Annotated in this window: 28 protein-coding genes; 13 read left to right on the top strand and 15 right to left on the bottom strand. The window is 71.7% G+C overall.

Translation table 11 applies throughout. The annotated features are described in order from the left end of the window. The first annotated feature begins 122 nt into the window (after positions 1 to 122). Positions 123 to 2,825: a GH92 family glycosyl hydrolase gene (locus tag QRY02_RS25965; RefSeq protein WP_285985463.1), complete on the top strand. Its 2,703-nt coding sequence runs from the start codon at positions 123 to 125 to the stop codon at positions 2,823 to 2,825. Here QRY02_RS25965 and QRY02_RS25960 read toward each other — a convergent pair. The 3 genes from QRY02_RS25960 to QRY02_RS25950 all read right to left on the bottom strand — a co-directional run bounded on the left by QRY02_RS25960 (position 2,816) and on the right by QRY02_RS25950 (position 4,308). After that, complete coding sequence (locus QRY02_RS25960) at positions 2,816 to 3,415, bottom strand: GNAT family N-acetyltransferase (RefSeq protein WP_285985462.1); 600 nt, start codon at positions 3,413 to 3,415, stop codon at positions 2,816 to 2,818. The genes QRY02_RS25965 and QRY02_RS25960 overlap by 10 nt on opposite strands. Before the next feature lie 40 nt (positions 3,416 to 3,455). Next, the gene (locus tag QRY02_RS25955; RefSeq protein WP_285985461.1) at positions 3,456 to 3,713 is read right to left on the bottom strand and encodes a hypothetical protein; all 258 of its coding nucleotides are present in this window, start codon (positions 3,711 to 3,713) and stop codon (positions 3,456 to 3,458) included. A gap of 139 nt (positions 3,714 to 3,852) precedes the next feature. Then, positions 3,853 to 4,308 (bottom strand): Lrp/AsnC family transcriptional regulator, encoded by a 456-nt coding sequence (locus QRY02_RS25950; RefSeq protein WP_103337692.1) that lies wholly within the window; start codon positions 4,306 to 4,308, stop codon positions 3,853 to 3,855. A gap of 80 nt (positions 4,309 to 4,388) precedes the next feature. Here QRY02_RS25950 and QRY02_RS25945 point away from each other — a divergent pair, with 80 nt between their 5' ends. Then, complete coding sequence (locus tag QRY02_RS25945; RefSeq protein WP_285985460.1) at positions 4,389 to 5,399, top strand: Glu/Leu/Phe/Val dehydrogenase dimerization domain-containing protein; 1,011 nt, start codon at positions 4,389 to 4,391, stop codon at positions 5,397 to 5,399. A gap of 1 nt (position 5,400) precedes the next feature. On the opposite strand, the gene QRY02_RS25940 is transcribed toward QRY02_RS25945, so the two are convergent. Then, positions 5,401 to 6,210 carry a PHP domain-containing protein gene (locus QRY02_RS25940; protein ID WP_285985459.1) on the bottom strand — a complete coding sequence of 270 codons (810 nt, stop codon included), beginning with the start codon at positions 6,208 to 6,210 and terminating at the stop codon, positions 5,401 to 5,403. Between the two features lie 57 nt (positions 6,211 to 6,267). On the opposite strand from QRY02_RS25940, the gene QRY02_RS25935 reads away from it, so the two are divergent. Next, positions 6,268 to 9,003, top strand: coding sequence for an FAD-binding and (Fe-S)-binding domain-containing protein (locus QRY02_RS25935; protein ID WP_285985458.1), 2,736 nt, complete (start codon positions 6,268 to 6,270; stop codon positions 9,001 to 9,003). On the opposite strand, the gene QRY02_RS25930 is transcribed toward QRY02_RS25935, so the two are convergent. Genes QRY02_RS25930 through QRY02_RS25915 form a run of 4 tightly spaced genes read right to left on the bottom strand, consistent with a single transcriptional unit; the run spans position 9,004 to position 11,533 of the window. Then, complete coding sequence (locus QRY02_RS25930; protein WP_285985457.1) at positions 9,004 to 9,567, bottom strand: TetR/AcrR family transcriptional regulator; 564 nt, start codon at positions 9,565 to 9,567, stop codon at positions 9,004 to 9,006. 43 nt (positions 9,568 to 9,610) lie between these two features. Further along, positions 9,611 to 9,808, bottom strand: a complete 198-nt coding sequence (locus tag QRY02_RS25925) for a ferredoxin (protein ID WP_285985456.1) — start codon at positions 9,806 to 9,808, stop codon at positions 9,611 to 9,613. 4 nt (positions 9,809 to 9,812) lie between these two features. Beyond that, positions 9,813 to 11,027: a cytochrome P450 gene (locus QRY02_RS25920; protein WP_285985455.1), complete on the bottom strand. Its 1,215-nt coding sequence runs from the start codon at positions 11,025 to 11,027 to the stop codon at positions 9,813 to 9,815. Beyond that, on the bottom strand, positions 11,024 to 11,533 hold the full coding sequence (locus QRY02_RS25915) for a PadR family transcriptional regulator (protein WP_285985454.1): 510 nt from the start codon (positions 11,531 to 11,533) through the stop codon (positions 11,024 to 11,026). Before QRY02_RS25915 ends, QRY02_RS25920 begins: the two co-directional genes overlap by 4 nt. 370 nt (positions 11,534 to 11,903) lie before the next feature. Here QRY02_RS25915 and QRY02_RS25910 point away from each other — a divergent pair, with 370 nt between their 5' ends. The 3 genes from QRY02_RS25910 (at position 11,904) to QRY02_RS25900 (ending at position 14,130) form a co-directional block, all read left to right on the top strand. Further along, on the top strand, positions 11,904 to 12,548 hold the full coding sequence (locus tag QRY02_RS25910) for a hypothetical protein (protein WP_285985453.1): 645 nt from the start codon (positions 11,904 to 11,906) through the stop codon (positions 12,546 to 12,548). A gap of 172 nt (positions 12,549 to 12,720) precedes the next feature. Then, positions 12,721 to 13,911 (top strand): cytochrome P450, encoded by a 1,191-nt coding sequence (locus QRY02_RS25905; protein WP_285985452.1) that lies wholly within the window; start codon positions 12,721 to 12,723, stop codon positions 13,909 to 13,911. A gap of 3 nt (positions 13,912 to 13,914) precedes the next feature. Further along, a complete protein-coding gene (locus QRY02_RS25900; protein WP_014467553.1) occupies positions 13,915 to 14,130 on the top strand; it encodes a ferredoxin in 216 nt (71 codons plus the stop codon). Here the strand turns inward: QRY02_RS25900 and mtnA are convergent. Then, the gene (gene mtnA, locus QRY02_RS25895) at positions 14,127 to 15,092 is read right to left on the bottom strand and encodes an S-methyl-5-thioribose-1-phosphate isomerase (RefSeq protein WP_285985451.1); all 966 of its coding nucleotides are present in this window, start codon (positions 15,090 to 15,092) and stop codon (positions 14,127 to 14,129) included. The two genes, QRY02_RS25900 and mtnA, sit on opposite strands and share 4 nt — an antisense overlap. A gap of 46 nt (positions 15,093 to 15,138) precedes the next feature. On the opposite strand from mtnA, the gene QRY02_RS25890 reads away from it, so the two are divergent. After that, entirely contained in the window at positions 15,139 to 15,537 is a 399-nt protein-coding gene (locus QRY02_RS25890) for a RidA family protein (protein ID WP_285985450.1), read from the top strand. A 63-nt stretch (positions 15,538 to 15,600) separates the two neighbouring features. Here QRY02_RS25890 and QRY02_RS25885 read toward each other — a convergent pair whose 3' ends face one another. Then, on the bottom strand, positions 15,601 to 16,395 hold the full coding sequence (locus tag QRY02_RS25885; protein WP_285985449.1) for a PIG-L family deacetylase: 795 nt from the start codon (positions 16,393 to 16,395) through the stop codon (positions 15,601 to 15,603). A 75-nt stretch (positions 16,396 to 16,470) separates the two neighbouring features. On the opposite strand from QRY02_RS25885, the gene QRY02_RS25880 reads away from it, so the two are divergent. Next, positions 16,471 to 16,929, top strand: coding sequence for a DinB family protein (locus QRY02_RS25880; RefSeq protein WP_285985448.1), 459 nt, complete (start codon positions 16,471 to 16,473; stop codon positions 16,927 to 16,929). On the opposite strand, the gene QRY02_RS25875 is transcribed toward QRY02_RS25880, so the two are convergent. Both QRY02_RS25875 and QRY02_RS25870 read right to left on the bottom strand, forming a co-directional pair. After that, on the bottom strand, positions 16,926 to 17,723 hold the full coding sequence (locus QRY02_RS25875) for an Fpg/Nei family DNA glycosylase (protein WP_285985447.1): 798 nt from the start codon (positions 17,721 to 17,723) through the stop codon (positions 16,926 to 16,928). The genes QRY02_RS25880 and QRY02_RS25875 overlap by 4 nt on opposite strands. A gap of 14 nt (positions 17,724 to 17,737) precedes the next feature. After that, complete coding sequence (locus tag QRY02_RS25870; RefSeq protein ID WP_285985446.1) at positions 17,738 to 18,889, bottom strand: MFS transporter; 1,152 nt, start codon at positions 18,887 to 18,889, stop codon at positions 17,738 to 17,740. 47 nt (positions 18,890 to 18,936) lie between these two features. Between QRY02_RS25870 and pdxR the strand changes: the two genes are divergently transcribed. After that, positions 18,937 to 20,340: a MocR-like pyridoxine biosynthesis transcription factor PdxR gene (gene pdxR, locus QRY02_RS25865; protein ID WP_285985445.1), complete on the top strand. Its 1,404-nt coding sequence runs from the start codon at positions 18,937 to 18,939 to the stop codon at positions 20,338 to 20,340. Between the two features lie 7 nt (positions 20,341 to 20,347). Here the strand turns inward: pdxR and QRY02_RS25860 are convergent, their stop codons facing one another. After that, a complete protein-coding gene (locus QRY02_RS25860; protein ID WP_285985444.1) occupies positions 20,348 to 20,974 on the bottom strand; it encodes a VOC family protein in 627 nt (208 codons plus the stop codon). A gap of 249 nt (positions 20,975 to 21,223) precedes the next feature. Between QRY02_RS25860 and QRY02_RS25855 the strand changes: the two genes are divergently transcribed. Together QRY02_RS25855 and infA are read left to right on the top strand one after the other, a co-directional pair. Further along, positions 21,224 to 21,922, top strand: a complete 699-nt coding sequence (locus QRY02_RS25855; protein ID WP_285985443.1) for a GNAT family N-acetyltransferase — start codon at positions 21,224 to 21,226, stop codon at positions 21,920 to 21,922. Beyond that, the gene (gene infA, locus QRY02_RS25850; protein ID WP_103337604.1) at positions 21,922 to 22,143 is read left to right on the top strand and encodes a translation initiation factor IF-1; all 222 of its coding nucleotides are present in this window, start codon (positions 21,922 to 21,924) and stop codon (positions 22,141 to 22,143) included. Before QRY02_RS25855 ends, infA begins: the two co-directional genes overlap by 1 nt. Positions 22,144 to 22,193: 50 nt before the next feature. Here the strand turns inward: infA and QRY02_RS25845 are convergent, their stop codons facing one another. Next, positions 22,194 to 22,655 (bottom strand): DUF8821 family protein, encoded by a 462-nt coding sequence (locus QRY02_RS25845; protein ID WP_285985442.1) that lies wholly within the window; start codon positions 22,653 to 22,655, stop codon positions 22,194 to 22,196. A gap of 184 nt (positions 22,656 to 22,839) precedes the next feature. Here QRY02_RS25845 and QRY02_RS25840 point away from each other — a divergent pair, with 184 nt between their 5' ends. Then, positions 22,840 to 23,163 carry a YciI family protein gene (locus QRY02_RS25840; protein ID WP_285985441.1) on the top strand — a complete coding sequence of 108 codons (324 nt, stop codon included), beginning with the start codon at positions 22,840 to 22,842 and terminating at the stop codon, positions 23,161 to 23,163. Continuing rightward, positions 23,160 to 24,383: an RNA polymerase sigma factor gene (locus QRY02_RS25835; protein ID WP_285985440.1), complete on the top strand. Its 1,224-nt coding sequence runs from the start codon at positions 23,160 to 23,162 to the stop codon at positions 24,381 to 24,383. Before QRY02_RS25840 ends, QRY02_RS25835 begins: the two co-directional genes overlap by 4 nt. 1 nt (position 24,384) lies before the next feature. Here QRY02_RS25835 and QRY02_RS25830 read toward each other — a convergent pair whose 3' ends face one another. Further along, the gene (locus QRY02_RS25830) at positions 24,385 to 24,633 is read right to left on the bottom strand and encodes a hypothetical protein (protein ID WP_285985439.1); all 249 of its coding nucleotides are present in this window, start codon (positions 24,631 to 24,633) and stop codon (positions 24,385 to 24,387) included. Between the last annotated feature and the right edge of the window lie 103 nt (positions 24,634 to 24,736).

The raw sequence follows: 24,736 nt of genomic DNA, 5'->3' as shown, positions 1-24,736 counted from the left end.
CTTCGATCCCCTGAACGTTGACGACGCGGCTCGAGCCACGCTGACAACGTTGTCACCACTCGTTCTGCTTGCCCGACAACGATGTCGCCCGGCGGAAGCGTGCGACAAGGAGAGGAAGGGTCATGTCCAGACCACTGGTCAGACGGGTGTGCGCGGCAGTGCTCGCGGCGGTCCTGCCGACAGCGGGGCTCGCCGCCCCGGCCGCCGGGGCCGCGGCGCTCGCCCTCACGCAGTACGTGAATCCCTTCATCGGCACCGACAACAGCAACTCGCCCAACCCGGTGCCCGGCGGTGCCGGCGGCAGCACGTACCCGGGCGCGGTCGTGCCGTTCGGCATGGTGCAGTTCAGCCCGGACACCCCGACCGCGTCCCCCTCCGGGTACCGGTACAGCGACAGCAGCATCGAGGAATTCAGCCTCACCCACTTCAACGGCGCCGGCTGCGCCAACAACGAAGACCTCGGCCTGCTGCCGATCACCGGCGCGATCGGGACCTCGCCGGGCACCGGCTGGACCGGGTACGCGGGCCACTACACCAAGGCGAACGAGTCGGCCGCGCCCGGCTATTACAAGAACAAGCTCGACACCTACAACACGACCGTCGAACTGTCCGCCACCCGGCGTTCCGGCTTCATGAAGCTGACCTACCCGAACACGACGTCCGCGCGGCTGCTCGTGAACACCGGCCGCAGCGCCACCGGCAGCCGCAGCGGGTCGATCAGCATCAGCGGCAGCCAGCTCACCGGTTCGGTCACCGGCGGCGGCTTCTGCGGCTCGTCCAAGACCTACCAGATCTTCTACGTCATCCAGTTCGACCGCGCGCCCAGCGGGTTCGGCACCTGGCTCGGCGGCACCGTGAACGCCGGTTCCGCGAGCACCAGCGGCACGAACTCCGGCGGGTACGTCACCTTCGACACTTCGAGCAACACGACGGTGCAGGCGAAGGTCGGCATTTCGTTCGTCAGCCTGGCCAACGCGCAGGCGAACCTCGCCGCCGAGAACCCCGGCTTCGACTTCGCCGGGATCCGGGCCGCGGCCGACACGAGCTGGAACACCGTCCTCAACCGCGTCCAGGTCACCGGTGGCGCCGCCGCGGACCTGCAGAAGTTCTACACGGCGCTGTACCACGTCTTCCAGAACCCGAACATCGCCAGCGACACGAACGGCCAGTACCGCGGGTTCGACCAGGCGGTGCACACCGCGTCCCACACCGTCTACCAGAACTACTCCGGCTGGGACATCTACCGGTCGTGGGCCGCGCTGATCGGGCTCGTCGCACCCGACGAGGCGAGCGACATCGCGAAGTCGATGGTCCTGGACGGCCAGCAGGGCGGGTTGCTGCCCAAGTGGTCGCACAACAGCAACGAGCACTTCGTGATGACCGGTGACCCCGGGCCGATCATCGTCGGCAGCATGTACGCCTTCGGGGTCCGCGGCTTCGACACCGCCGCGGCGCTGACGCTGATGGACAAGAGCGCGAGCGGCGGCACCACGCAGGGACAGGCGATCCGCGGCCGGGAAAGCGGCTACCTCAGCCGGCACTACGTCTACGAGGACCCGTCCGACTCGCTCGAGTACTCGGCGTCCGACTTCGCGGTGGCGCAGTTCGCGAAGGCGATGGGTGACACCACGAAGTACACCACCTACATGCAGCGCGCCCAGTGGTGGCAGAACGTGTTCGGCACCGACTCCGGCTACATCCAGCCACGCGGCAGTGACGGGAACTGGGCGTGGCCGGTCGTGCCGTCGAGCAACAGCGGCTACACCGAAGGCAACCCATCGCAGTACACCTGGATGGTGCCCTACAACTACCAGGGCGTGATCAACCTGATGGGTGGCCGCCAGACCGCCGTGCAGCGGCTGGACCACCACTTCACCCAGCTCAACGGCGGCCTGACCCAGCCGTACTTCTACATCGGCAACGAGCCGGAGCACGGCGTGCCGTGGGCGTACAACTACGCCGCCCACCCGCAGGGCACCAGCTCCGCGGTGCGGCGCGTGATGAACGAGTCGTTCACCACCGGCGCGGGCGGCTTGCCCGGCAACGACGACCTCGGCGCCACCTCGGCGTGGTACGTCTTCGCCGCGCTGGGGATGTACCCGGCGACACCGGGCGCCGACGTCCTCGCCCTGCACGGCCCGCTGTTCCCGTCGGCCTCGATCATCCGGCCGAGCGGGACGATCCGGATCACCGGCACCGGGGCGGGCCAGGGCGCCCAGTACGTGCAGAACGTGAGCGTCAACGGCGTCTCGACGACGAAGTCGTGGATCCGCTACGGCGACATCGCGGGCGCGTCCACGCTGAGTTACACGATGGGCTCGTCGCCGAGCGGCTGGGGCACGAACGTTTCGGACGTCCCGCCGTCGTACAACGACGGGTTCACCCCGCCACTCGCCGCGCCGGAGCTCGGGACGAACCTGGCGCTGGGCAAGGCGGCCTCGGGCTCGGCGGCGTGCAACTCGGCCGAGACCGCGGACAAGGCCGTCGACGGCAGCCTCGCGAACAACAGCAAGTTCTGCACCGCCGCCGCGACGAAGTACCTCCAGGTCGACCTCGGGTCGGCGCAGAACGTGTCGGCGTTCGTGGTCGAGCACGCCGGCCTCGGCGGGGAGACCACGGGCTGGAACACCGGCGCGTTCACGATCCAGACGTCGGCCGACGGCTCGACGTGGACGACGGTCGCCACCGTGACCGGGTCCCGGGCCAGCCGTACGTATCACCCGATCACGACCCGCTCGGCCCGCTACGTGAAGCTGAACGTCACCACGCCGGCCAATGACGGCAACGGTGCGTCGAGGATCTACGAGTTCGAGGTCTACCGCTGACCCGGTGGCTCGTGAGCGCCGGACGCGGCGCTCGCGAGCCACTCGTCGCGGGTGATCGCGTACTCCACGTCACCTTGCTCGCTGCCCGGGGCGCGTTCGTGCTCCGGGAACTCCTCGAAGCAGGTCCGGACGAGCTTCATCCCCAGCTTTTCCATCACCCGCCACGAGCGCTGGTTCACCGCCATGGTCGACGCGGTCACGCGCCGGACCCCCAGCTCGGTGAAGCCCTTGGTGAGCAGGGCCGCCGAGCCTTCGGTGCCGTAGCCCTTGCCCCACGCCTTCCGGTGCAGCCGGTAGCCGAGCTCGGGCTCGTCCGGCCGGTCGTCCGGGCGCGGGCGGAAATGGAACCACCCCAGGAAGTCGCCGGTGCTCTTTTCGATCGCCGCCCAGAACCCGTAACCGGGGAAACGCTCGTAGTAACCGAGGAACGCGGGGAGATCCAGCGTGACGATCTCGGTGCGGTCCGCCGGCCGTCCCCCATTGAGGTACTTCATCACGGCCGGGTCGTCGTAGAGCCCGAAGAGCGCATCGGCGTCGTTCTCGGTGAACCGGCGGAGGATCAGCCGCTCGGTTTCGAGGAAAACGTGCATCAGGTGATGCTGTCAGTGACCCCAGTCGGTGGCAATGCGTTTACGCCGCGGCGGCGAAGACCTCGCCCAGTGCCCGCGAGCCGGCTTCGGTGAGCAGCGCGGGCACGCGCTCGCCGCACTTGCCGGGGCGTGCGGGTGCGATCAGGCCGAGCCGCGCGAGCCGGTGCACGGTGGACTGGTCGCAGCAGCTCAGGCCGTCGATGAAGAGGTCGGGCTCGCAGCTGCAGCTGATCTCGGCGTGGCCCCCGGCCACGGCTCTCAACGTGGCCCGCTCACGATGGTTCAATGTGGTGATCATGGCGGCGCCTCCTTCCCGTCGTGCTCATTAGACGCCCCACCACCGACAGTTTCCGCCTTTCAGCGTGCGAACCCGGGTATTTCGGGGGTGCACGTAAGGGTGGCGTGTCGTGCCGCTCCGGGGTAGCTCCCGGATACCCCTAGGGAAGCGGTTCAAGCGTCGTCTTCCGCAGGTGCCGGAAAACGATCGACGTGCGGAACCCGACGATCTCCCGGCGCAAGGCCAGCCGGTCGGTCAGGAACGCGTGCAACGCGTCGATGTCCGGGGTGGTCACTTCGATCAGGAAATCGTCGTTTCCCGCCGTGACGTACACCGAGAGCACTTCCGGGAGTTCGGCGATCGACCGCTGGAACGAATCGATCACCGCCCGGCTCAACGGCCGCACCTGCGCCGTGACGAGGGCCCGGACGCCGCGGTTGAGGCTCGCCAGGTCGACGTCGGCGTGGTAACCGCGGATGACGCCGCGTTCGCGCAGCAGCCGGATGCGTTCGAGGCACGTCGAGGGTGCGATGCCGACCTTCCGGGCGATGTCCCGGTTGGTCTGGCGCGCGTCCTCCTGCAACAGCCGCACGATTGCCGAATCAAGTTCGTCCAGCACCGGGTCCTCCGCATCCATGCCGAATTTCGTTCGGCAACCACGCTCGGCTGCCGACGGTAACTCTAACTTCGACCCTCATGACCGCACATGAGCAGCTCGTAGTCCGCCGGGGCCGTCGATCCGGCATCCCCACCATGGTCGCGATCCATTCGACCGCGCTCGGCCCCGCCGTCGGCGGCTGCCGCTTCAAGCCCTACGCCACCCTGGAAGACGCCATCGGCGACGTCCTCCGCCTGTCGGCCGCCATGACGGCGAAGTGCGCCGTCGCCGGGCTGGCGTTCGGCGGCGGCAAGAGCGTCATCGCGCCCGAGCCGGGCCGCGTGCTCTCGCCGGAGGAGCGCCGGGCCGTCCTGCTCGACCACGCCGACCTGATCGCCGAGTTCGGCGGCCGCTACCAGGCGGGCCCGGACGTGGGCACCGGCCCGGCCGACATGCTGGTCCTCCGCGAAGCCTCGCCGTACGCGTTCTGCACGCCCGAGTCCGCGGGTGGAACCGGGTCCTCCAGCGGCCCGACCGCCGTCGGGGTGCTCGCCGCGCTCCGCGCCGCGGTGGGCTCGGCGGACATGACGGGACGCCGGGTGGTGATCAGCGGCTACGGCTCGGTGGGCGCCCACCTCGCGGCGAGCCTCCAGGCCGCCGGCGCCGACGTCGTCGTCTCCGACATCGATCCCGGCAAGCGGGCCGGTGCCGAAAAGCAGGGCCTGACCTGGGTCGAGCCGGAGAAGGCGCTCACCCTCACCGCCGACGTCGTCATCCCGGCGGCGGTCGGCGGGGTGCTCGGCCCCGAGACCGTGGCCCGGCTCGACACGCCGCTCGTCGTCGGCCCGGCGAACAACCAGCTCACCGACGACGCCGTCGCCGACGCCCTCGCGGCCCGTGGCGTGCGGTGGATCCCGGACTACGTGGCGAGCGCGGGCGGCATCCTCTACACCCTTTCGCGCGAAGCCGAAGGGCTCGGCCACGAGGCGGCGCTCGCCCGCGTCGAGACGATCGAGCAGACCGTCGCGGGCCTCCTGGAAGCCGCCGAAGCCAACGCGACCACCCCGCTGCGGGAGGCGGCCGCGCTGGCCGGGCGCCGGCTCGGGTGACTCACGACCGCAGGGAGCGGAGGGCCGCGAACACCTCGGGCGCGGTGGCCGAATCGCCGAGCCGGACCGGCTTGCGGCTGCCGTGGAAGTCGCTCGAGCCGGTCACCAGCAACCCCAGGTCCGCGGCCACTTCCCGGAGCCGGTCGCGGACCTCCGGCGGCTGTTCCGGGTGGTCCGCTTCGATCCCGGCGAGCCCGGCTTCGCCGAGGACCGCCAGCTGCGTGTCGGAGACCGAAGCGCGCCGCTTGACCGAGCGCGGGTGGGCCAGCACCGCCACGCCCCCGGCCGCGCGGACCAGCGCGACGGCGTCCACCGCGGACAGCACGTGCTTCGGCACGTCGGCCCGGCCGCCGTCGGCGATCCAGTCCGGGGTGAAGGCGTCGGCGACACCCACCGCGGCCAGCGCCGCGGCGATGTGCGGACGGCCGAGCGGGGCGCCCCCGGCGATCGCCCGCACCTGCGCGCGGGTGATCGGGGCGCCCAGCTCACGACAGCGTTCGACCATCCGCACCCCGCGGCGGTCCCGGTCGGTGCGGATCAGCTCCAGCTCGGCGTCCAGGGGCTCGTGCCCGGGGCCGGTGAAGAGGCCGAGCAGGTGCACCTCGGCGTCGTCGAGCCGGCACGAGATCTCGACCCCGGGGACCACCTCGACGTCCGCGGCGGCGGCGGTGGCCGCGGCCAGGCCCGCGAACGTGTCGTGGTCGGTGAGGGCGATCGCCGTCAGCCCGGCCTCGGCGGCCAGCCGCGGGAGTTCGGCGGGCGGCGTCGTCCCGTCCGAAGCCGTGCTGTGCGTGTGGAGGTCGATCGTCATGCCGCGGATCGTCGCACGGGTTCGGCGCGGAGGTACCCGGTCGACTTGAATGGGGGCGTGGAGATCCTCACCGACGCCGCCACGCTCGCCCTGTACACGACCGACGCGTCCAACTACCGCCACGTGCCCCGCGGCGTGGTGCTGCCGCGGACCGTCGACGACGTGGTCGCGGCCGTCGCCGAAGCCCGCGCCCGTGACCTGCCGGTGATCGCGCGCGGGGGCGGGACGAGCGTCGCCGGGAACGCGTGCGGGCCGGGCCTGGTGATCGACACCTCGCGCCACCTCGGCGGGGTGCTGTCCCTGGACCCGGACGCGCGGCTCGCGCGGGTCCGGCCCGGCACGGTGCTGGACGACCTGCAGGCGGTCGCGGCCCCGCACGGGCTGCGGTTCGGCCCGGACCCGTCGACGCACAGCCGCTGCACGCTCGGCGGGATGATCGGCAACAACGCCTGCGGCTCGCACTCGGTGGCGTGGGGGCGCACGGTCGACGTCGTCCGCTCGCTGGAGGTCCTGCTCTACGACGGCACGCGGCTGCGGGTGGGCGCGGACGAGCCTGCCGAGGGCCGGATCTTCGACGAGCTGCGCGCGCTGGTGCGCGACAACCTGGCGTTGCTGCGCCGGGAACTCTCGACGTGGCCGCGTCGGGTGTCGGGCTACGGGCTCGAACACCTGCTGCCGGAGAACGGTTTCGACGTCGCCAAGGCGCTCGTCGGCAGCGAGGGCACGTGCGTGACGATCCTGGAGGCGACCGTTTCGCTCGCCCGGCTCCCGGACCACAAGGTGCTCGCGGTGCTGGGCTTCCCGTCCGACATCGCGGCGGCCGACGCGGTGCCCTCGATCCTGCCGTGGTCGCCGCTGACCGTCGAAGGCGTGGACGCCGAGCTCGTCGCGATGCTCCCCGGCCGGGCCGGCGACCTGCCGCCGGGCGGGGCGTGGCTGTTCGTCGAGCTGGCCGGCGACGACCCGGCTTCGCGGGCCCGGGCACTGGCCGCCTCCCTCGACCTCACCGGCTTCGCGATCGTCGACGACCCGGCCGCGCAACGCGGACTGTGGCGCATCCGCGAGGAAGGCGCCGGGCTCGCGACCCGGCTCGCGGACGGCTCGGAAGCCTGGCCCGGCTGGGAGGACGCCGCCGTCCCGCCCGAGCGGCTCGGCGCGTACCTGCGCGAGTTCAAGGAGCTCATGCGGGCGCACGGCCGCCGCAGCGTCGTCTACGGCCACTACGGCGAGGGCTGCCTGCACCTGCGGCTGGACTTCGACCTGCTGTCGGCGTCCGGTGTGGCGGACTTCCGGCGGTTCCTGGAAGAAGCCGCGGACCTCGTCGCGGCGCACGGTGGGTCGCTGTCCGGCGAGCACGGCGACGGCCAGGCTCGCTCCGAGCTGCTGTCCCGCATGTACAGCTCGGAGATGATGGCCGTCTTCGCCCGGTTCAAGGCGATCTTCGACCCGGCCGGGCGGATGAACCCCGGCATCCTGGTGGCGCCGCGGCCAGTCGACGCCGATCTGCGGGTGCGGTCGACGGCACCGTCCCTCGAGGACACGGTCTTCCTGGGCTATCCGGAGGACCGGGGCAATTTCGGCCAGGCGATGCGGCGCTGCGTCGGGGTGGGGAAGTGCCGCAACACCAGCGGCGGCGGCGTGATGTGCCCGAGCTACCGGGCCACCCGCGAGGAACAGCACTCGACGCGCGGGCGCGCCCACCTGCTCGCGGAGATGATCAACGGCGAGGTGCTCAAGGACGGCTGGCGTTCGGCCGAAGTCCGGGACGCCCTGGATCTGTGCCTGTCCTGCAAGGGATGCCTGTCGGACTGCCCGGTCGACGTCGACATGGCGACGTACAAGGCCGAGTTCCTGCACCAGCACTACCGGCGGCGGCTGCGCCCGGCGTCGCACTACTCGATGGGCTGGCTGCCGCTGTGGCTGCGGCTCAGCGCACGCGTCCCGCGGCTGGCCAACGCCGCCGGGCGGTCTCGGCTGGCGGGCCTGGTGAAACGGCTCGGCGGGATCGCGCCGGAGCGTTCGTTGCCGTCGTTCGCGCCTGCGCCGTTCACCCGCTCGCGAGCCGACCTGCGCCGCCGGGCGACGGGGGAGCGGCGGGTGGTGCTGTGGCCGGACTCGTTCAACAACTACCTGACGCCTTCGGTGCTCGACGCCGCCCACGAGGTGCTCACCGCGGCCGGGTACGACGTCGTGCTGCCGGACCGCGGCGTCTGTTGTGGACTGACGTGGGTGTCGACGGGCCAGCTCGGCGTCGCGCGGCGCGTCCTGGACCGGACCCTGGACGTGCTCCGGCCCTACCTCGAGGACGGCTACGAGGTCGCAGGCCTGGAACCGAGCTGCACGGCCCTGTTCCGCGGTGACCTGCCCGCGCTGATGCCGGGCGACGCACGTGCTTCGCTTTTGGCGTCGCGGACGTTCACCTTCGCCGAACTGCTGGCGCGGGCGCCGATCCCGTTCGCGGCCCTCGACGTCGACGCGATCACGCAGGTGCACTGCCACCAGCACGCGGTGCTGGGCTTCGGCGCCGACGAGTCCGCGCTGGCGGCCGCGGGCGTCCGGAACACCACGCTGGACTCGGGGTGTTGTGGCCTGGCGGGCAACTTCGGCTTCGAGCGCGGCCACTACGACGTCTCGAAGGCGGTGGCGGAGGACCGGATGCTGCCCGCGATCCGCGCGGCTTCCCCGGAGACGGTGGTGGTGTCCGACGGCTTCAGCTGCCGGACGCAGATCGCCCAGGAATCGGGCCGGACACCGGTGCACCTGGCGGAACTGCTGCGGCGCGCGCTCCCGTGACTATTCGCTGCGCTCCAGCAACGTCTTGGTCGCGGCGAGGACGAGCCGGCAGATGTCGTCGGGATCGGCGCCGGCCAGGGGTTCCAGCCCGGAGATCTCGCGGACCAGTGCGATGCCCATGAGCCAGGCGAGCGCGAGGTCGGCGCGCAGTTCGGCGTCCGGGGCGTCGGTCAGCGTGGCGAGCACCCCGGCGTACTCGCGGCCGACCTCGTGCCGGATCGCGGCCGCGACGCCGTCGCTGCCCGAGGAGCGCAGGTACGTCTCCAGCGCCCGGTTCGGCTGGCCGACCGGGTCCAGCATGCTGCGCAGCGACGTGCTGAAGAGCCGCTCGGGCGGGGTGGCGGCGAGCTGCTCGCGCCCCGATCGGGCGATGACCGCCTCGAACAGGGCCTCCTTGCTGCCGAAGTAGCGGAACAGCAGTGACTGGTTCGCTCCGGCCAGCTTGGCGATGTCCCGCACGGTCGTCCGGTCGAACCCGCGCTCGGCGAACAGCTTCGCGCCGGCGTCGAGCAACGCCTGCCGCGTCGCGGCCGCGTCCCGTCTGCGGCCAGGCTGCTCACTCATCGGAGCAGGCTAACCGGCAAACCGGACGCGGCGCGACAGGCCCTCAGGCGCCGGACAGGCGGATCGCGGCGGCCGGGCAGGTCAGTTCCGCCTGCCGGACCGCCTCCTCCTCGCCGGCGGGCGGCTCCTCGGCGAGGAGGACGACCGTGCCGTCGTCCTCGTTCTGGTCGAACGTCCCGGGCGCGAGCAGCACGCACTGGCCGGACGAGACGCAGCTTCCCGGGTCGACGGTGATCTTCATCGGCTCACCACTCCACGGGCACGCGCTCGACCCCGCCGGCCACGCGGTTGGTGCGCACCGGGATCTCGTCGAGCCCGACGGCGAGCCGCAGGCCCGGGAAGCGGCGGAACAGCTTCGGGAACACCGTCCGGAGTTCGGTCCGGGCGAGGTTGGCGCCGATGCAGACGTGGGCGCCGGTGCCGAAGGCGAGGTGCACGTTCGGCGTCCGGTCCGGGTCGAACCCGTCCGGGTCGGCGAACACCGCCGCGTCCCGGTTGGCCGCGTCGCTGGAGATCAGCACGGCGTCGCCGCGCATGATCCGCGTCCCGGCGATCTCGACGTCTTCGTGCGCGTACCGCAGCAGGCCGGTGCCGCTGGTCGCGGTGAGCCGCAGGATCTCCTCGACGGTCTGGTTCACTTCGCCGTCGGGGTCGGCGGCGAACCGGTCGCGGCGGGCGGGGTCGCTGAGCAGGAACAGCGTGCCCATCGCGATCCGCGTCGACGTCGTCTCGTGGCCGGCGAACAGCAGCCCGGCGCCCATCCGGGCGAGGTCGTCGTCGGTGAAGGCCGGGTCTTCGGCCTGGACCGCGACCATGTCGGAGATGACGTCGGGCTGCGGGTCCGCGCGCTTGGCGTCGGCCAGCTTCGTCATGTACGCCATGAACTCGGCCATCGCCGCCTGGGCGTCTTCGCCGCCGTCCATCACCGCGATCCGCTCGGACAGCGCGCGGAAGTGCTCCCGGTCCGCATACGGCACGCCGAGCAGTTCGCAGATCACCAGCACCGGCAGCGGGAACGCGAGGAAGTCGGTCAGGTCGACCGGCTCGCCGGGGTGCGCGGCGCGCGCGGCCTCGAGGTCGTCGAGGCAGCGGTCGGTCAGTTCCGCGATGCGGTCGCCGAGGGCGCGCATCCGGGGCGCGGAGAACGCGGGCGCCAGCATCCGGCGCATCCGCTTGTGGTCGCGCTCTTCGTTCTCGAAGTCGCCGCTCGGGCCGTCCTGCACCGCGGCGTAGGAGATGCGCGACGCCTGTTCCGGCGCCGGGTGCGACCGGCCGAAGCGGCGGTCGCGGAAGACCTCCTTGGCCTCCTCGTAGGACGTCACCAGCCAGGCCGGGTCGCCGGCCGGCGTGAGCACCCGGGTCACCGGCGCCTGCCGCCGGAGGACCGCGTAGTCCGGGGCGATCGCGAGCGCGTTCGCGCGGGCGAAGGGGAGGCGAGGTGTCTCTTCGGTGGTGGTCATGCGTCTTCCCTCGGATCGGTGGTGAGGTCGGCGAGCCAGCGGAGTTCGGCGTCGAACTTCCCGAGCACGTGCTGCAGCGCGGCCCGGCTCCACGGATCGGCCTGCCCGGCGGCGAGCCCGGTGAGCCGGGCTCGCTCGGCGGTCAGCGCGGCTCTCCGGATCTCGAGCACGCGCGCTCGTTCCGCCGGGCGCAGCCAGGCGAAGTTCCCGACGCGGGCCAGGAACTCGGGCTCGTTGAGCGCCAGCTCGGCCGGGAAGTCCGCGAGCAGGTCGTGCAGCAGTTCCCGCCCGACTTCGGTGATCGTGTAGACGTGCCGCGGCGGTTTGGCCGCCTGCTCCTCCGCGCTGCGGCTCACCGCGCCCGCGTCGACGAAGCGCCGCAGGGTCGGGTAGAGCGAGTTGTTCGACAGGGTGTGGCCGGTGGAAGCCTCCACGGCCTTGCGCAGTTCGTAGCCGTGCTTCGGCTCGACGGCCAGCTTCGCCAGGAGCAGGATTTCGATCCACACCTAGGTCACCGTAACCTATGATCCGGTGACTGAGCAATGGCGGATCGTGACAGGTGGAGAGAAACTTTCCGTAGCTGTGGTGACGTTGTGTGACGTGAAGGGCGCTCGGCGTGAGGCGAAGGGTGAAGCCGGCTCGTGGTCCAAGTTCGTCGGGTGGGGTGGTGGCGGCCTGCTCCGTCACGACTCGCTCCCTGGGTGGCGAATTCACGCGGATGAATTCACTCCATCAGGTTATCTGTAGCCCCTTCTTGGTGAATATCACTCGAATGAGTGACGCATTTTGAGTGACTTAGGGCCGAGTTCGGAGGCTCGAACGGCCGAGCTATTGTCACGGCGACCTCCATGAGTAAGACAGCCTGAGGAGACGACCTTGACGCTTGAACCCCCTGACTTGCCGAAAGATTCCCAGAACGGTATGGACCGTCGACAATCGCTGGGAGAATTTCTCCGTGAAAAGCGGAAAATGTCAGAGAGGGAAACGGAATACATCAAGATCGAGGTGACGCGGCATAGCGAACGCGAGAAGATCTGCACTCGCAAGGCTGTTGCGGCCGTGATCGCCGGAACCTTGGCGCTGACCGGTGGCGGGGTCTATTTGGTCGGCACCATCGGGAAGGGCGATTCCACACCAACGCAGCCGGGGGTTGCTCCTTCGTCGACTCCGTCGCCTGCGGGGCCACCGACATCGAGCACTCCAGTTGATCCGGCCAAGAAGGGCCCCGGGTCGGTCGAATGCTCCACTGTGCCGCCGGTCGCCGATGGGCCAAGTGCGCCGACGACCACGTCGAGCGCCGCTCCTCCAGCGAAGGTGCGCACGACGCCGGAGTCTTCAACGAGACCTGAGATGAAGCCGGGATCGCCGGGTACGCCTCCGGCGACGTCGGATCCAAAACCAACCGCAACCGTCTCGCCGGTGTCGCCGGATCCAGATCCGGATCCCGGAACTTCGGGCCTGGTGGGCGTCGCCAAGGAGATTGTGACCTGGCCTCTGCGAGTGCTCGGGCTTCACGACTGATCCCGCCTCCGGCTGGAGCCGGGTGTCGGGTGGGAGTTCCGGGGGCGGCCGGCTGGTGCGGCCGCCCCCGGTGCCTCTTACGCACAGTGTCCGTCATTGCGCTCGACGTGAGCTCCGAGTCTGTGTAGCGTTGTAAGCGGCTGCTTACAACCAGGAGCACGGGGGTTTCCGGATGACTGCCACCCACACCGAACCGCTCGCGTACCCCTTCAACGAGGAGGCCGGGCTCGACCTGAACGAGGCGTACGCGGCCGCGCGGGAAGCCGACGGCCTGGTCCGGGTGAAGATGACCTACGGGGAGCCGGCGTGGCTGGCCACCCGCTACGCCGACGCCCGGCTGGTGCTGGGCGACCGCCGGTTCTCCCGGGCGATGGAGAAGGAGAAGGACGCCCCGCGCCGCTCGCCGGTCGTGCGCGACGGCGGCATCCTGCAGATGGACCCGCCCGACCACACGCGGCTGCGGACGCTCGTCGCGAAGGCGTTCACCATGCGCCGCGTCGAGCAGCTCCGGCCACGCGTCGCCTCCCTGGCGGCCGAACTGATCGCGGAGATGAAGGCGGCCGGCGCGCCCGCCGACCTCGTCGACGCCTACGCGTTGCCGATCCCGGTCGCGGTGATCTGCGAACTGCTCGGCGTCCCGGTCGCCGACCGGCCGAAGTTCCGCGTGTGGAGCGACGCGGCGCTGTCCACGAGCGGGCTGACACCCGAGGAGTTCGAGCGCAACCGGGAAGAGCTGCGTGACTACATGCGCGGCCTGATCGCCGAACACCGCGAGCGGCCGCAGGACGACCTGATGACGGCCCTGATCGAAGCCCGCGACGTCCGCGACCGGCTGACCGAGCTGGAGCTGGTCGACCTGTGCGTCGGCATCCTCGTCGCCGGCCACGAGACCACCGCGAGCCAGATCCCGAACTTCGTCTACGCGCTGCTGGACCAGCCCGCGCAGTGGGAGCGGCTGTGCGCCGAGCCGGACCTGATCCCGGCCGCGGTCGAGGAACTGCTGCGGTTCGTGCCGCTGGGCGCCGGCGCGGGCTTCCCGCGTTACGCCACCGAAGACGTCCCGGTCGGCGGGGTGCTGGTCCGGGCAGGCGAGCCGGTGCTGGTCGCGGTCGGTGCGGCCAACCGCGACCGGCTGCAGTTCGCCGACGCGGACGAGCTGCGCTTCGACCGCCCGGAGAACCACCACCTGGGCTTCGGCCACGGCGTCCACCACTGCCTCGGCGCGCCCCTGGCCCGGCTGGAGCTGCAGGAGGCGCTGCGCGCGTTGGTCACCGAGCTGCCGGGGCTGCACCTCGCCGGCGATATCGTGTGGAAGACGCAGATGCTCGTCCGCGGACCGCGGTCGATGCCGATCGGATGGTGATGCATGAGCTGGCACGTGGAAGTCGATGAACACACCTGTATCGGGTCGGGGATGTGTGCGGCCCTGATGCCGGAGGTGTTCACCCTCGACGGCCCGGTGGCGCACCCGGTGACCTCGTCGGTCGACGCCGACGAGACCGTCCTCGACGTGGCGGACTCCTGCCCGGCGATGGCGATCACGGTCACCGACGGCGGCCGCGAGATCGGCCCGCGTCCCTAGGGCGTGAAGCGGCCGTGCTCGGTGACCACGGCCGTGACGAGTTCGAACGGGGTGACGTCGAAGGCGGGGTTGAAGACCTGCGCGTCCGGTGGCGTGATCGGCACCCCGGCGTAGCCGGTGAGCTCGCGGGCGTCGCGTTCCTCGATGGCGATGCCCGTGCCGTCCGCGAGCTTGCTGTCCACAGTGGACGAAGGCGCGACCACGACGAACGGCACGCCGTGGTGCCGGGCGGCGATGGCGAGGCCGTAGGTGCCGATCTTGTTGGCGACGTCGCCGTTCGCGGCGATCCGGTCGGCGCCGACGAGCACGCAGTCGACCATCCCGCGAGCCATGGCGACCGCGGCTGCGCTGTCGGGCTGCACGCGGTAGGGCACTTTCGCCTGGGCGAGCTCCCACGCCGTCAGCCGGGCGCCTTGCAGCAGCGGGCGCGTCTCGTCGACGAGGACTTCTTCGACGAGGCCGCGTTCGTGCAGGTGCCAGACGACACCGAGGGCGCTGCCCCAGCCGACGGTCGCCAGGCGCCCGGCGTTGCAGTGGCTGAGCAGCCGCAGCGGCCGTCGCGGGCATTCGGCGAGCACGATCTCGGCGGCGCGCTTCGAGGCCGTCTCGTTGAGCAGTTCGTCCTCGTCGAGCAGGGCGAGAGCTTCCGCGAGGACGGCGTCTTCGCCTTGGCCGAGCTTCCCGAGTGCGCGTTCGACGCCCCAGGCGAGGTTGACGGCGGTGGGCCGCGCGTGCGCGATGAGTTCGGCGTCCTTCCGGACATCGCTGTTCAGGTGGGCGGACAGCGCAACGCCGAGCGCCCCGGCGGCCCCGAGAGCGGGCGCGCCCCGGACGGCGAGCCGTTGGACGGCGTCGATGAGCTCCCTGACGGTCCTCAGCTCGAGGAGCCGGTACTCACCGGGCAGCGCGGTCTGGTCGATGACGACGATGGCGCCGTCGGCCCAGTCGATGGTCCTGCGCACGAGCCCTCCCGCGAAATCCGGTTGCCGCGGCGGCGAAGATGCGGCTGTGACCATTGAACGGCAGAACCCGCCCGGCCTGCACACGACACCGGGCTACCACCACGTGACGGTGGCATCGGCATCCCGGACGGTGTACCTGGCGGGCCAGTGCCCCCTGACCCCGGACGGCACCGTGGTCGAGGGCGACGTCCTGGCCCAGACGGACCAGGTCATCGCCAACACGGCGGCGGCCCTGGAGTTCGCGGGAGCCGCACCATCGGACGTGGTCCGCACGGTGATCTACGTGGTGACGGCGGACCGGGCGGTGCTCTCCTCGGTCTGGGACCGCTTGACGGCATCCGGAATCGGCCCGGCGTTCACCACGGCGAGCACGCTGCTGGGGGTCGCGCAGCTGGGCTACCCGGGCCAGCTGGTGGAGCTGGACGTGACGGCCGTGCTCACCTGACCCGGGTCGTCCCGCGTGATCGGCGGGACGACTCGCGTACCGCCGGGCCGGGGGCCGCGGTGGTCAGAGGCCGGCCATCAGGTCTGTCTCCGTGATTCCCGGGCCCTCTCCCCACCGGATGAACCACTCCGTGCCGAAGGCGAAGGTGAACGCTTCGTCCGGCATGGCCAGCATGAACATGTCCTCGCTGATCTGGCTCGGGTGCGCGCGCATCGCCGCCCGCTTGACCGCCGCGTACTTCGCCACGTCGACCGCCGCCGTGATCTCCGCCTCCGGCTTGCCGAACTCCACGTTCTCCGGCGGCTTCGGCGCCGCCTCGGGAGGCATCAGGCCCTGCTCCACCGCCGCTTCGAAGCCGCGCTGCATGAACTCGCGGTTGAACGTCGCCTGGAACACGCGGGCCGTGCCGGCCAGCTCGGCCGCCCGGAGGCCGACGCGGTGGACCTGGATGTGGTCCGGGTGGCCGTAGTCGCCGTTGTCGTCGTACACCGTCAGGACGTCGGCCGACTCCTCGCGCAGGATCGCCGCGAGCTGCTCGGCCGCCTTTTCGACGTCGGCGCGCCAGAAGCACGCCGGGTCGTCGTTCGTCGGCTCGCCCATCATCCCCGAGTCGCGGTAGCCGAGGAATTCGACGCGCTCGACGCCGAGGATCTCCGCCGCCGCGTACGCCTCCTGGACGCGCCGGTCCTCCAGCTTCTCGCCCTCGGCGAGGAATCCGTCGGGTACCTCGCCGACCTCGCCCTTGGTGGCGACGACGAGCACGACCCGGTGCCCGTCTTCGACGGCTTTGCGCATGACGCCCGCGGTGCGGAGGCACTCGTCGTCCGGGTGGGCGTGGAAGGTGACCAGTGTTGCCATGTCCGCGACGGTACCGGCAACCCCCGACAAAAACCGCCCGCGAGAGTGCGCTGTCGCCAGCTAAGGTCCGCGACCGTGGGCGAAAAGAGCACGTTGCTGACGTTCCTGCGAGCCCAGCGCGAGAGCGTCCTGGCGATCCTCGACGGCCTCGGCGAAGAAGCCCTGACGAGGGCGGTCCTCCCGTCCGGCTGGACCCCGCTGGGCATGGTGGAACACCTCGGGGACGCGGAGCGGCACTGGTTCCAGGAGATCGTCACCGGCACCGCGGATCCGCTGCCCGGCGGACCAGCGCCGCGAAGCCCGGAGGCCGTCTTCGCCCGCTACCGCGAACAGTGCCGCCGGTCCGACGAGATCTTCGCCGCGACGCCGCTGTCCGCGCCGCCGCGGGGGCGGCACCCCGGCCCGCTCGGGGACGAAATCACCGACCTGCGCGCAGTCGTGCTGCACGTCATCGAGGAAACGGCGCGGCACGCCGGCCACCTGGACGTGGTGCGGGAGCTGCTCGACGGCCGCACCGGACTGGGCCCGCGCTAAGCCTGCTCCTTCGCGCACCACCAGGTCGACCGGCCGCCGACCGTGCCGTGGCGCATCTCCGCGCCGCAGCGCGGGCAGTGGTCGCCCGGCCGCCGGTGGCCGATGATCTCGCCGGTGTGCACGCCGCCGTGGCGGATCGCCGCGCGCAACGCCTTCCGCAGTGCCTTGTGCAGGTTCGCGAGGTCGTCGGCGGTCAGCTCGTGCACCGGCCGCGCCGGGGAGAGTGCCGCCTGCCAGAGGGTTTCGTCGGCCAGCAGGTTCCCGATCCCGGCCACCACCGACTGGTCCAGCAGCCGCGCCTTCAGCGGCGCCCGCCCGCGGCCGACGCGCTCGGCGAAGTCGCGGCGCGAAACCTCCCCGGCGTCCGGGCCGAGCGCGTCGAGGTCCGGGTCGAGCCGCACCCGGCTGAGCCGCCGCGTGTCGAACAGGCGCAGCTGTTCGCCGTCGGCGAAAGTGATCCCGAACCGGAACCACTCGGCTTTCTCCGAACGGCCGCGGAACCGTTGCGGGCCGGGCGGTCCGCTCTCGCCCGCGAACCGCAGCTGCCCGGCCATCCCGAGGTGCAGGCCGAGGTGCGGGCCGGCCCGCCCGTCGCCGCCTTCCGTTTCGCACCACAGGGTCTTGCCCCGCCGGTGCGCTTCGGTGAGCTGCCCGCCCCGCAACGCCGTGGCGATGTCGCCGGGTGCGTGGGGACGGCAGACCCAGTCGTCGTGGTCGTCGACCGAGCGGATCTCCCGGCCGAGCGCACCGGCGAGGACCTGCCGGGCGAGTTCCACTTCGGGGAGTTCGGGCACGGGAACAGTTTGCGTCAGGGCCGCCGGTCGCGCCGCGCCAGCAGCAACGCCGGCAGGATCGCCACGGCGGTGAGGGCGAACGTCACCGGGTACCCGGCGGAGCTGATCACCAGCCCGGCGGCCAGCGCGCCGGCCGCCATGCCGAGGTCGTAGGCCGCGTTCCAGATCGCGCTCACCGCGCTCTCGCCGCCGGCCGGCACCCGGGCGTACATCAGCGTCAGCGTCGCGTTCTGCAGCGCGCCGAACCCGGCGCCGAACACGAACGCCCCGCCGATCACCGCGGCCGGCGTGGCGGTGAAGGCGAGGCCCGCCATGCCCACCGCGGACAGCAGCAGCCCCGGCACCAGCAGCCACGCCGGCCCGTGGCGGTCGCCGATCCGCCCGGCGACCCAGCGCGCCGCGGTGGCCGCCGCCGGCTGGGCGAGCAACGCGCTCGCGGCGACCCAGGCCGGCTGGTCCGCGGCGGCCAGCGGGAGGAACGTGACCAGGACGCCGACCGCGGCCGCCGACACCGCGAAGAGCGTCGCGGGCCGGGTCAGCACCGGGTTGCGCAGGCCGGCCAGCACGCCGGCTTCCTTCGCGGAGGCGGAGAAGGAGTGCCGCGGCAGGCCGGGCACCGACAGCAGGGCGAGCAGGGTCGCCACGGTCGTCACCACGAACACCGGTGCGTAGCCCCAGTGCGCCGCCGCCCACACGCCGGCCGGCAAGGCGAGCAGGCTGGGGATCCCGCCGACGATCCCGACGAGCGCGAGGCCCTCCCCGCGCCGGTCCGCGGGGATCAGCAGGGCGGTGACGGCCCCGCCGGCCACGACGGCGATGGCGTACCCGATTCCGCGCACCACGCTGACCGCGATGATCACGCGGATGTCGTCGCTGAAGGTCAGCACGAGCGTCGGCACCCCGAGCAGGACCAGCCCCGCGGCCAGCGCCCACCGGTAGCCGACGCGGGCGACGAGCCGCGGCGTCACCAGCTCGGCGGCCACGGTGGCCAGCAGCAACGCGACCGTCGCGAGCCCCGCGCCGGCTTCCGAGCCGGCCTGCTTCGCGAACAGCGGCACCACCGAAAGCGGCAGGAAGAAGCCGATCGCCGAGCCGATGATCGAGACGAAGCGCACCAGCAGGGCGCGGGACACCAGCCGGGGGGACAGCTGCAGGTCGACGGTCATGCCGAGAACGCTAGAAGCGAACTGGGTCACCGGTAAGGTCCAGTTCCATGCCTGTGGAGTGGGCCGGTTCGGGTCCGGAGCTGCTGTTCACGATCGACCGCGAGAGCGGCGACGGCCTCCGCGCGCAGCTCGAGCGGCAACTGCGTGACGCGATCTGCGGCGGCCGCCTGGCGGGTGGGGAGCGGCTGCCGTCGTCCCGTGAACTCGCCCGCGCCCTCGGCCTGTCCCGCGGCCTGGTCCAGGACTGCTACGCCCAGTTGCAGGCCGAGGGCTACCTGACCAGCCGGCCCGGATCGGCCACGCGCGTGGCGGCGGTCGCCCGCCGGGCCGCGCCACCGCCGCCGAGCCCGCGGACGCCGCCACGGCCCGCGATCGCCGACTTCCGCCACGGCGTGCCCGATCTCCGCCTGGCACCCCGCGAGGACTGGGCGTGGGCGGTCCGCGAGGTCTGCCGCACCGCGCCGAACACCGCGTTCGACTACGGCGACCCGATCGGCGAGCGGCAGCTGCGGGAGGTGCTCGCGGCGTACCTGCGCCGGGTGCGGGCGGTCGCGGCCTCGGCCGAGCAGATCGTCGTCTGCACCGGGATGGCGCAGGCGCTCGGGCTGGTGCTGCGGGCGCTCGCCGTCGACGGCGTCACCCTGGCCTTCGAGGACCCCGGCGCCGTCCGGTCGACGACGAGCCAGGCAGCCGCCGCCGGCTTGGCCGCGGTCCCCGTCCCGGTCGACGAAGACGGCCTGGACGTCGAGGCCCTCGACCGCAGCGGGGCGCGAGCCGTGCTGGTCACCCCGGCACACCAGTGGCCGACCGGCGTGGTGCTCGCCGGGCACCGCCGTCAGGAACTCCTCGCGTGGGCCCGCCGGCGCGACGGCCTCGTCATCGAAGACGACTACGACGCGGAATTCCGCTACGACCGCGACCCGGTCGGCTCGCTGCAGGGCCTCGACCCCGGCCACGTCGTCTCGCTCGGCACGGTCAGCAAGTCGCTGGCGCCGGCCCTGCGCCTGGGCTGGCTGGTCGCCCCGGAACGCCTCGTGCCCGCGCTGGCGCGCGACAAGCTCGTCACCGACCGCGGGAGCCCCGGCCTCGACCAGCTGGCGCTGGCGCTGCTCATCGAGTCCGGGCGCTATGACCGGCACCTGCGCCGCGTCCGCGCCGAGTACGCCGCCCGGCGCCGGACGCTCGTCGACGCGCTGGCCGCCCACGCGCCCGGCCTGCGCGTCACCGGGCTCGCCGCCGGGTTCCACGCCGTCCTGCACCTGCCGCCCGGGGCCGACGAGCAGCGGGTGATCGACCAGGCCCGGCAGCGGGGTGTCGGGCTCTACGGCCTGGCCGGGCTGCACGCGACGCCGGGGCCGCGCCCGCCGCGGCTGATCCTGGGGTTCGGCGACACCCCGGACCACGCGATCGCCCCCGGCATCGCCGCCGTCGCCGACCTGTTGCGCGGCTGATCGGTGCTCAGGAGAGGTTCGCGGAAGCGGTGGTCTCCCAGGCGAACCCGTCCGGGTCGGTGAACGCCGCGGGCGCGCCGCCGACCGCGATCCGGTGCGAGCCGCTGCCCTCGGGGGCGACGCCGGCGTCCTTCGCGAGCGCCTTGCGGCGGTAGAGCGCCAGCTTGACGGGGCTCTCGCCGGCGTCGAACTCGACGTACATCTTGCCGAAGCTCTTCCCGACGGTCATGCCGTGGTCGAGGTAGAACTTCTTGCTGGCGGCCACGTCGGCGGCGCCCAGCAGGAGCACGATGGCGTCGATCTTGCGGGTGGCCGGGCCGGTGTTCTTCTTGGCGGAGGTCGCGAGCTTCCAGATCGCCCCGTCCGGCGCCCGGACGGTGCCGCCGTAGCCCCACATGGACTTGGTCGCGGGCTTGATCGTGGTGGCTCCGGCCTTCAGGGCGGTCTCGATCAGGGAGTCGACGTCGGCGGGCTGCGGCACGGTGAGGGAGAGGGTGTACCCGCGGAAGCCGTCGCTCGGCGCGTCCGAGGCCCGGAACCGCAGCTGGGTGGTGAGCCCGAAGGCGTCGGCGTAGAAGCGTTCGGCGGCGGCGGTGTCGGCAACTTCGAGGGTGATGGTTTCGATGTTCGTCATGCCGGTAACGCTAGGTCCGGGCCGCTGACCGGCGCTTCTCGATTCCTGACCGGTCTGCGGGGTCCCGTGCGGAAAAGGAGTGGGCGGGACGCGCGCGGGCTGATAGCTTGCCCCTGACCGTGACCCGGCCCGAGGAGGTGAGACCCGTGAACGTTGTACGCAGTGGGTGCTCCCCCTCGTCGTCACGGGCGGGCGGCTGACGCAAGGTGTCGCCGGGAGCGCTTCGACCGTCTCCCGAAAGGCGACACCATGGATTATCTGCACCAACGGCCGGACGTGGCCGGCCGCGGGGAAGCGTTCCGGCGACCGGACGGACGCCTCTTCCTCAGCATCGACACGTGGGACCACGCGGGCTTCGCGCGGCTCGCGGCCGACATGCTGCCCGCACTGCCGAGGCCGCTGTACACAGTGGTCGACGAAGCCGACACCGAGCTCCGGTCCCGCTGGGAATCGGCCGGGTTCACCGCGCGGCGCCGTGAGCGGGAGTACGTGGTCCCCACGGCCCCGGGCCCGGTTCCCGTCCTCCCGGGTGTGACGATCGGGCCGCCGTCCGACGAGCGGGCCCTGCGCTCGCTCGACGACGCGATCCGCGCCGAAGTCTCGGCGACGGTGGGCTGGCCGGAGATGCCGGCGGAGATCCTGCCCCGCCCGGACGTCCTGGACCTCACGAAGTACACGGTGGCGGAGTCCGGGGGCGACTACGTGGGCCTGCTCAGGCTGGCGGCGGTGACGCGGCAGCCGCGGATCGGCCTGCTCGCGGTCCGCGCGGACCGGCAGCGGTCCGGGATCGGCCGCGCGTTGCTGACCCACGTGCTGGATGCGTTGCACCGCAAGGGAGTTCAGGCGGCCACGGCCGAAGTGAACGAAGCGAACCCGGCGGCCATCGCGTTGTTCGAGAGCGCCGGAGCCCGCCTGGTGGGCGGCAACGTCGAGCTGGTGCTGCGCTGATGGCGAACACAGCCGGCATCGAAGTCGAGGGCACCGTCGTCGAGTGCCTGCGCAACGCGACGTTCCGGGTGGAGCTGGAGAACGGGCACAAGGTGCTCGCGCACATCAGCGGGAAGATCCGGAAGAACTTCATCAAGATCCTGCCGTTCGACCGGGTCCTGGTGGAGCTGAGCCCGTACGACCTGAACCGGGGACGGATCCTGTTCCGCTACCGGACGTAGTGCGAGGCGGCCGTCGCCAGGTCCCCGGCGGACCTGGCGACGGCTCGTCGTCAGTATTCGTTCTTGATGACGAAGTAGGAGCCGCGGATGGTGCCGGCCAGCTTCGACTTCTGGCGGGCGAACTTGAACGACGCCAGTTCGTCGGGGATCTCCATCCCGTCGGAGAGCTTGAACCCGACCGCCCGCTTCCCGCCGTCGTCCACGGTGTACAGGACGTTGACCGACAGTCCGTTCTCGTAGAACACGTACGTCCACCGGATGTTCTCGACCTGGAACGCGGTCGCCTCGAGCGGGCGCGAGGCGATGACGATGCCGCGCTCCTCCTCGAGGATCCGGTGCACCCGGTCGACGGTCGCCGCGGCGTCGCTCGCGGGCTCGACCGTGAAGACGTGGTCGTACTTGTTCTTGAAGTACCGCGCCTCGTTCGCCCGCAGCCCGCCCAGCGCCTCCGCAACCGGCGACGACTCCAGGCCGGCCGTTGATACGGTCTCGAAGTCCACGGTGTGGGGCATGGCGATCCTCCGTGTCGGTGTCCTGGCCGGGCTCCAGCGTAGGCCCTGGGGACGGTCACCGCGCCCGGACACCGCCGCGCGTCCTTTCCACAATTCCTGGAAGAATTCCGGCGGGAGCAGTCGGATCGGGGCGGCGGTGTTCGTAGCAGGGGTGAAGCCGCTCCCACACGAAAGGATCTTTCGGATGCAGTACCTGGTCTCCGTGATCGACGACAAGGAAAGCCCCGGCAGCACGGATCGGCAGCCGGCCATCAGCGAGTTCAACGACCGGCTGGTCGCCGAGGGCTACTGGGTCTTCGCGGGCGGGCTCGCGGACACCGACGCGGCCACGGTCGTCGACAACCGGGGTGAGCAGGCGGTGTTGACCGACGGGCCGTTCGTGGAGTCCAAGGAGTACCTCGCCGGCGTCTGGGTGTGGGAGGCGCCCGATCTGGACGTGGCGCTCAAGCTCGCCGCCGAGGCGTCGAAGGTCTGCGATCGGAAGATCGAGGTGCGGCCGTTCCGGTGAGCGACGTCGAAGAGGCGGTGACCCGAGTTCACCGCGCGGAATGGGCCCGGGTGGTGGCCGCCCTGACCAGGCGGTTCGGCGACCTCGACATCGCCGAAGAGGCCGCCGCCGAAGCGTTCGCGACCGCCGTCGAGCGGTGGCCGGCCGACGGCGTGCCCCCGAACCCCGGTGCCTGGCTGACCACTACCGCGAACCGCAAGGCCATCGACCGGATCCGGCGTGAGAACAAGCGCGACGACAAGCACAAGGAGGCCCGGATGGTCTACGACGACACCCCGCCGGCGCCTTCCGGCGCCGTCGACGACGACCGGCTCCGGCTGATCTTCACGTGCTGTCACCCGGCGTTGGCGACGCAGGCCCGAGTGGCATTGACCCTGCGCATGGTCGGCGGTCTGACCGTGCCCGAGATCGCCCGCGCCTTCCTGGTCCGGGAGACCACTCTGGAGCAGCGCATCACCCGCGCGAAGGCCAAGATCAAGGCGGCTCGCATCCCGTACCGCGTGCCGTCCGCCGAAGACCTCCCGGCACGCGTGTCCAGCGTGCTCACCGTTCTCTTCCTCGTTTTCAACGAGGGCTACCTGGCGACCGGCCCCGGCACCGACCCGATCCGGCACGACCTGACCGCCGAGGCGATCCGGCTCACCCGCCTGATCCACGCCCTCCTCCCGGACGACGGCGAGGTGACCGGGCTGCTGGCGCTGATGCTCCTCACCGAAGCCCGCCGCCCGGCCCGGGTTTCGGCGGGCGAGCTCGTCACGCTCGACGAGCAGGACCGCGGAACCTGGGACGCGGCGCTGATCGCCGAGGGACACGGGCTGGTGCGCGAGCGCCTCGCCGCCGGGGTGGCGCCGGGCCGCTACCAGATCCTCGCGGCGATCAACGCCGTGCACACGTCCGCCCGCGACATCCGCGACACGGACTGGTCCCAGGTCGTCGCCCTCTACGACCAGCTGGTCCGCGTCGACGCGTCGCCGGTCGTGGCGCTCAACCGGGCGATCGCGGTGGCCGAGCTCGACGGCCCGGAGGTGGCGCTGGCCTCCGTCGCCCGGCTCGAGGACCGGCTGGCCGGCTACCACGCCTACCACGTGACCCGCGCCGACCTGCTCAGGCGCCTGTCCCGCACCGAGGAAGCCCGCGCGGCGTACGGCAAAGCCATCGAGCTGGCGGGCAACACCGCCGAGATCGCGTACCTGACGCGCCGCCGGGATCAGCTGGGGTAGCTCAAGACCGTCGGTCGGAAGCCTTGCGCAGCTCCTCGAGGACGTACACCACCCAATCGACCCGCACGTTCTCCCCGTGCCTTCGCCGGATTGCTTCTCTGATCTCTCCGACCCCGAGCCCCCGACCGGCCTCGGCCACGATCAACCGGCGGATGGCGTCGGGTGGACGGGAGGCAGTGCCCTTCGACACCAGGTCCCGGTACGTGTTCGTGGTGATTTCCGGTTCGCTCAGCTCGTCGTCGTGAACCATGGGCCCCTCCAGCCACCTCGCCCGGAGGTCCAAGCTAGGTGCGGGTGTTCGCGCCGGTCCATGCCACGGCGTGGCAGTGCCCTGCCAGGATCCGGCGCAAATC

This window comes from Amycolatopsis sp. DG1A-15b (assembly GCF_030285645.1).
Lineage (GTDB): Bacteria > Actinomycetota > Actinomycetes > Mycobacteriales > Pseudonocardiaceae > Amycolatopsis.
This window is presented reverse-complemented; position numbering and strand designations above follow the sequence as displayed.

What these genes read in the sequence shown, in the direction of transcription:
- QRY02_RS25965 (WP_285985463.1), top strand. Translation starts at nt 123, where the DNA reads ATGTCCAGACCACTGGTCAGACGGGTGTGCGCGGCAGTGCTCGCGGCG.
- QRY02_RS25960 (WP_285985462.1), bottom strand. Translation starts at nt 3,415, where the DNA reads ATGCACGTTTTCCTCGAAACCGAGCGGCTGATCCTCCGCCGGTTCACC.
- QRY02_RS25955 (WP_285985461.1), bottom strand. Translation starts at nt 3,713, where the DNA reads ATGATCACCACATTGAACCATCGTGAGCGGGCCACGTTGAGAGCCGTG.
- QRY02_RS25945 (WP_285985460.1), top strand. Translation starts at nt 4,389, where the DNA reads ATGACCGCACATGAGCAGCTCGTAGTCCGCCGGGGCCGTCGATCCGGC.
- QRY02_RS25940 (WP_285985459.1), bottom strand. Translation starts at nt 6,210, where the DNA reads ATGACGATCGACCTCCACACGCACAGCACGGCTTCGGACGGGACGACG.
- QRY02_RS25930 (WP_285985457.1), bottom strand. Translation starts at nt 9,567, where the DNA reads ATGAGTGAGCAGCCTGGCCGCAGACGGGACGCGGCCGCGACGCGGCAG.
- QRY02_RS25925 (WP_285985456.1), bottom strand. Translation starts at nt 9,808, where the DNA reads ATGAAGATCACCGTCGACCCGGGAAGCTGCGTCTCGTCCGGCCAGTGC.
- QRY02_RS25920 (WP_285985455.1), bottom strand. Translation starts at nt 11,027, where the DNA reads ATGACCACCACCGAAGAGACACCTCGCCTCCCCTTCGCCCGCGCGAAC.
- QRY02_RS25905 (WP_285985452.1), top strand. Translation starts at nt 12,721, where the DNA reads ATGACTGCCACCCACACCGAACCGCTCGCGTACCCCTTCAACGAGGAG.
- QRY02_RS25900 (WP_014467553.1), top strand. Translation starts at nt 13,915, where the DNA reads ATGAGCTGGCACGTGGAAGTCGATGAACACACCTGTATCGGGTCGGGG.
- QRY02_RS25885 (WP_285985449.1), bottom strand. Translation starts at nt 16,395, where the DNA reads ATGGCAACACTGGTCACCTTCCACGCCCACCCGGACGACGAGTGCCTC.
- QRY02_RS25870 (WP_285985446.1), bottom strand. Translation starts at nt 18,889, where the DNA reads ATGACCGTCGACCTGCAGCTGTCCCCCCGGCTGGTGTCCCGCGCCCTG.
- pdxR (WP_285985445.1), top strand. Translation starts at nt 18,937, where the DNA reads ATGCCTGTGGAGTGGGCCGGTTCGGGTCCGGAGCTGCTGTTCACGATC.
- QRY02_RS25860 (WP_285985444.1), bottom strand. Translation starts at nt 20,974, where the DNA reads ATGACGAACATCGAAACCATCACCCTCGAAGTTGCCGACACCGCCGCC.
- QRY02_RS25855 (WP_285985443.1), top strand. Translation starts at nt 21,224, where the DNA reads ATGGATTATCTGCACCAACGGCCGGACGTGGCCGGCCGCGGGGAAGCG.
- infA (WP_103337604.1), top strand. Translation starts at nt 21,922, where the DNA reads ATGGCGAACACAGCCGGCATCGAAGTCGAGGGCACCGTCGTCGAGTGC.
- QRY02_RS25845 (WP_285985442.1), bottom strand. Translation starts at nt 22,655, where the DNA reads ATGCCCCACACCGTGGACTTCGAGACCGTATCAACGGCCGGCCTGGAG.
- QRY02_RS25840 (WP_285985441.1), top strand. Translation starts at nt 22,840, where the DNA reads ATGCAGTACCTGGTCTCCGTGATCGACGACAAGGAAAGCCCCGGCAGC.
- QRY02_RS25830 (WP_285985439.1), bottom strand. Translation starts at nt 24,633, where the DNA reads ATGGTTCACGACGACGAGCTGAGCGAACCGGAAATCACCACGAACACG.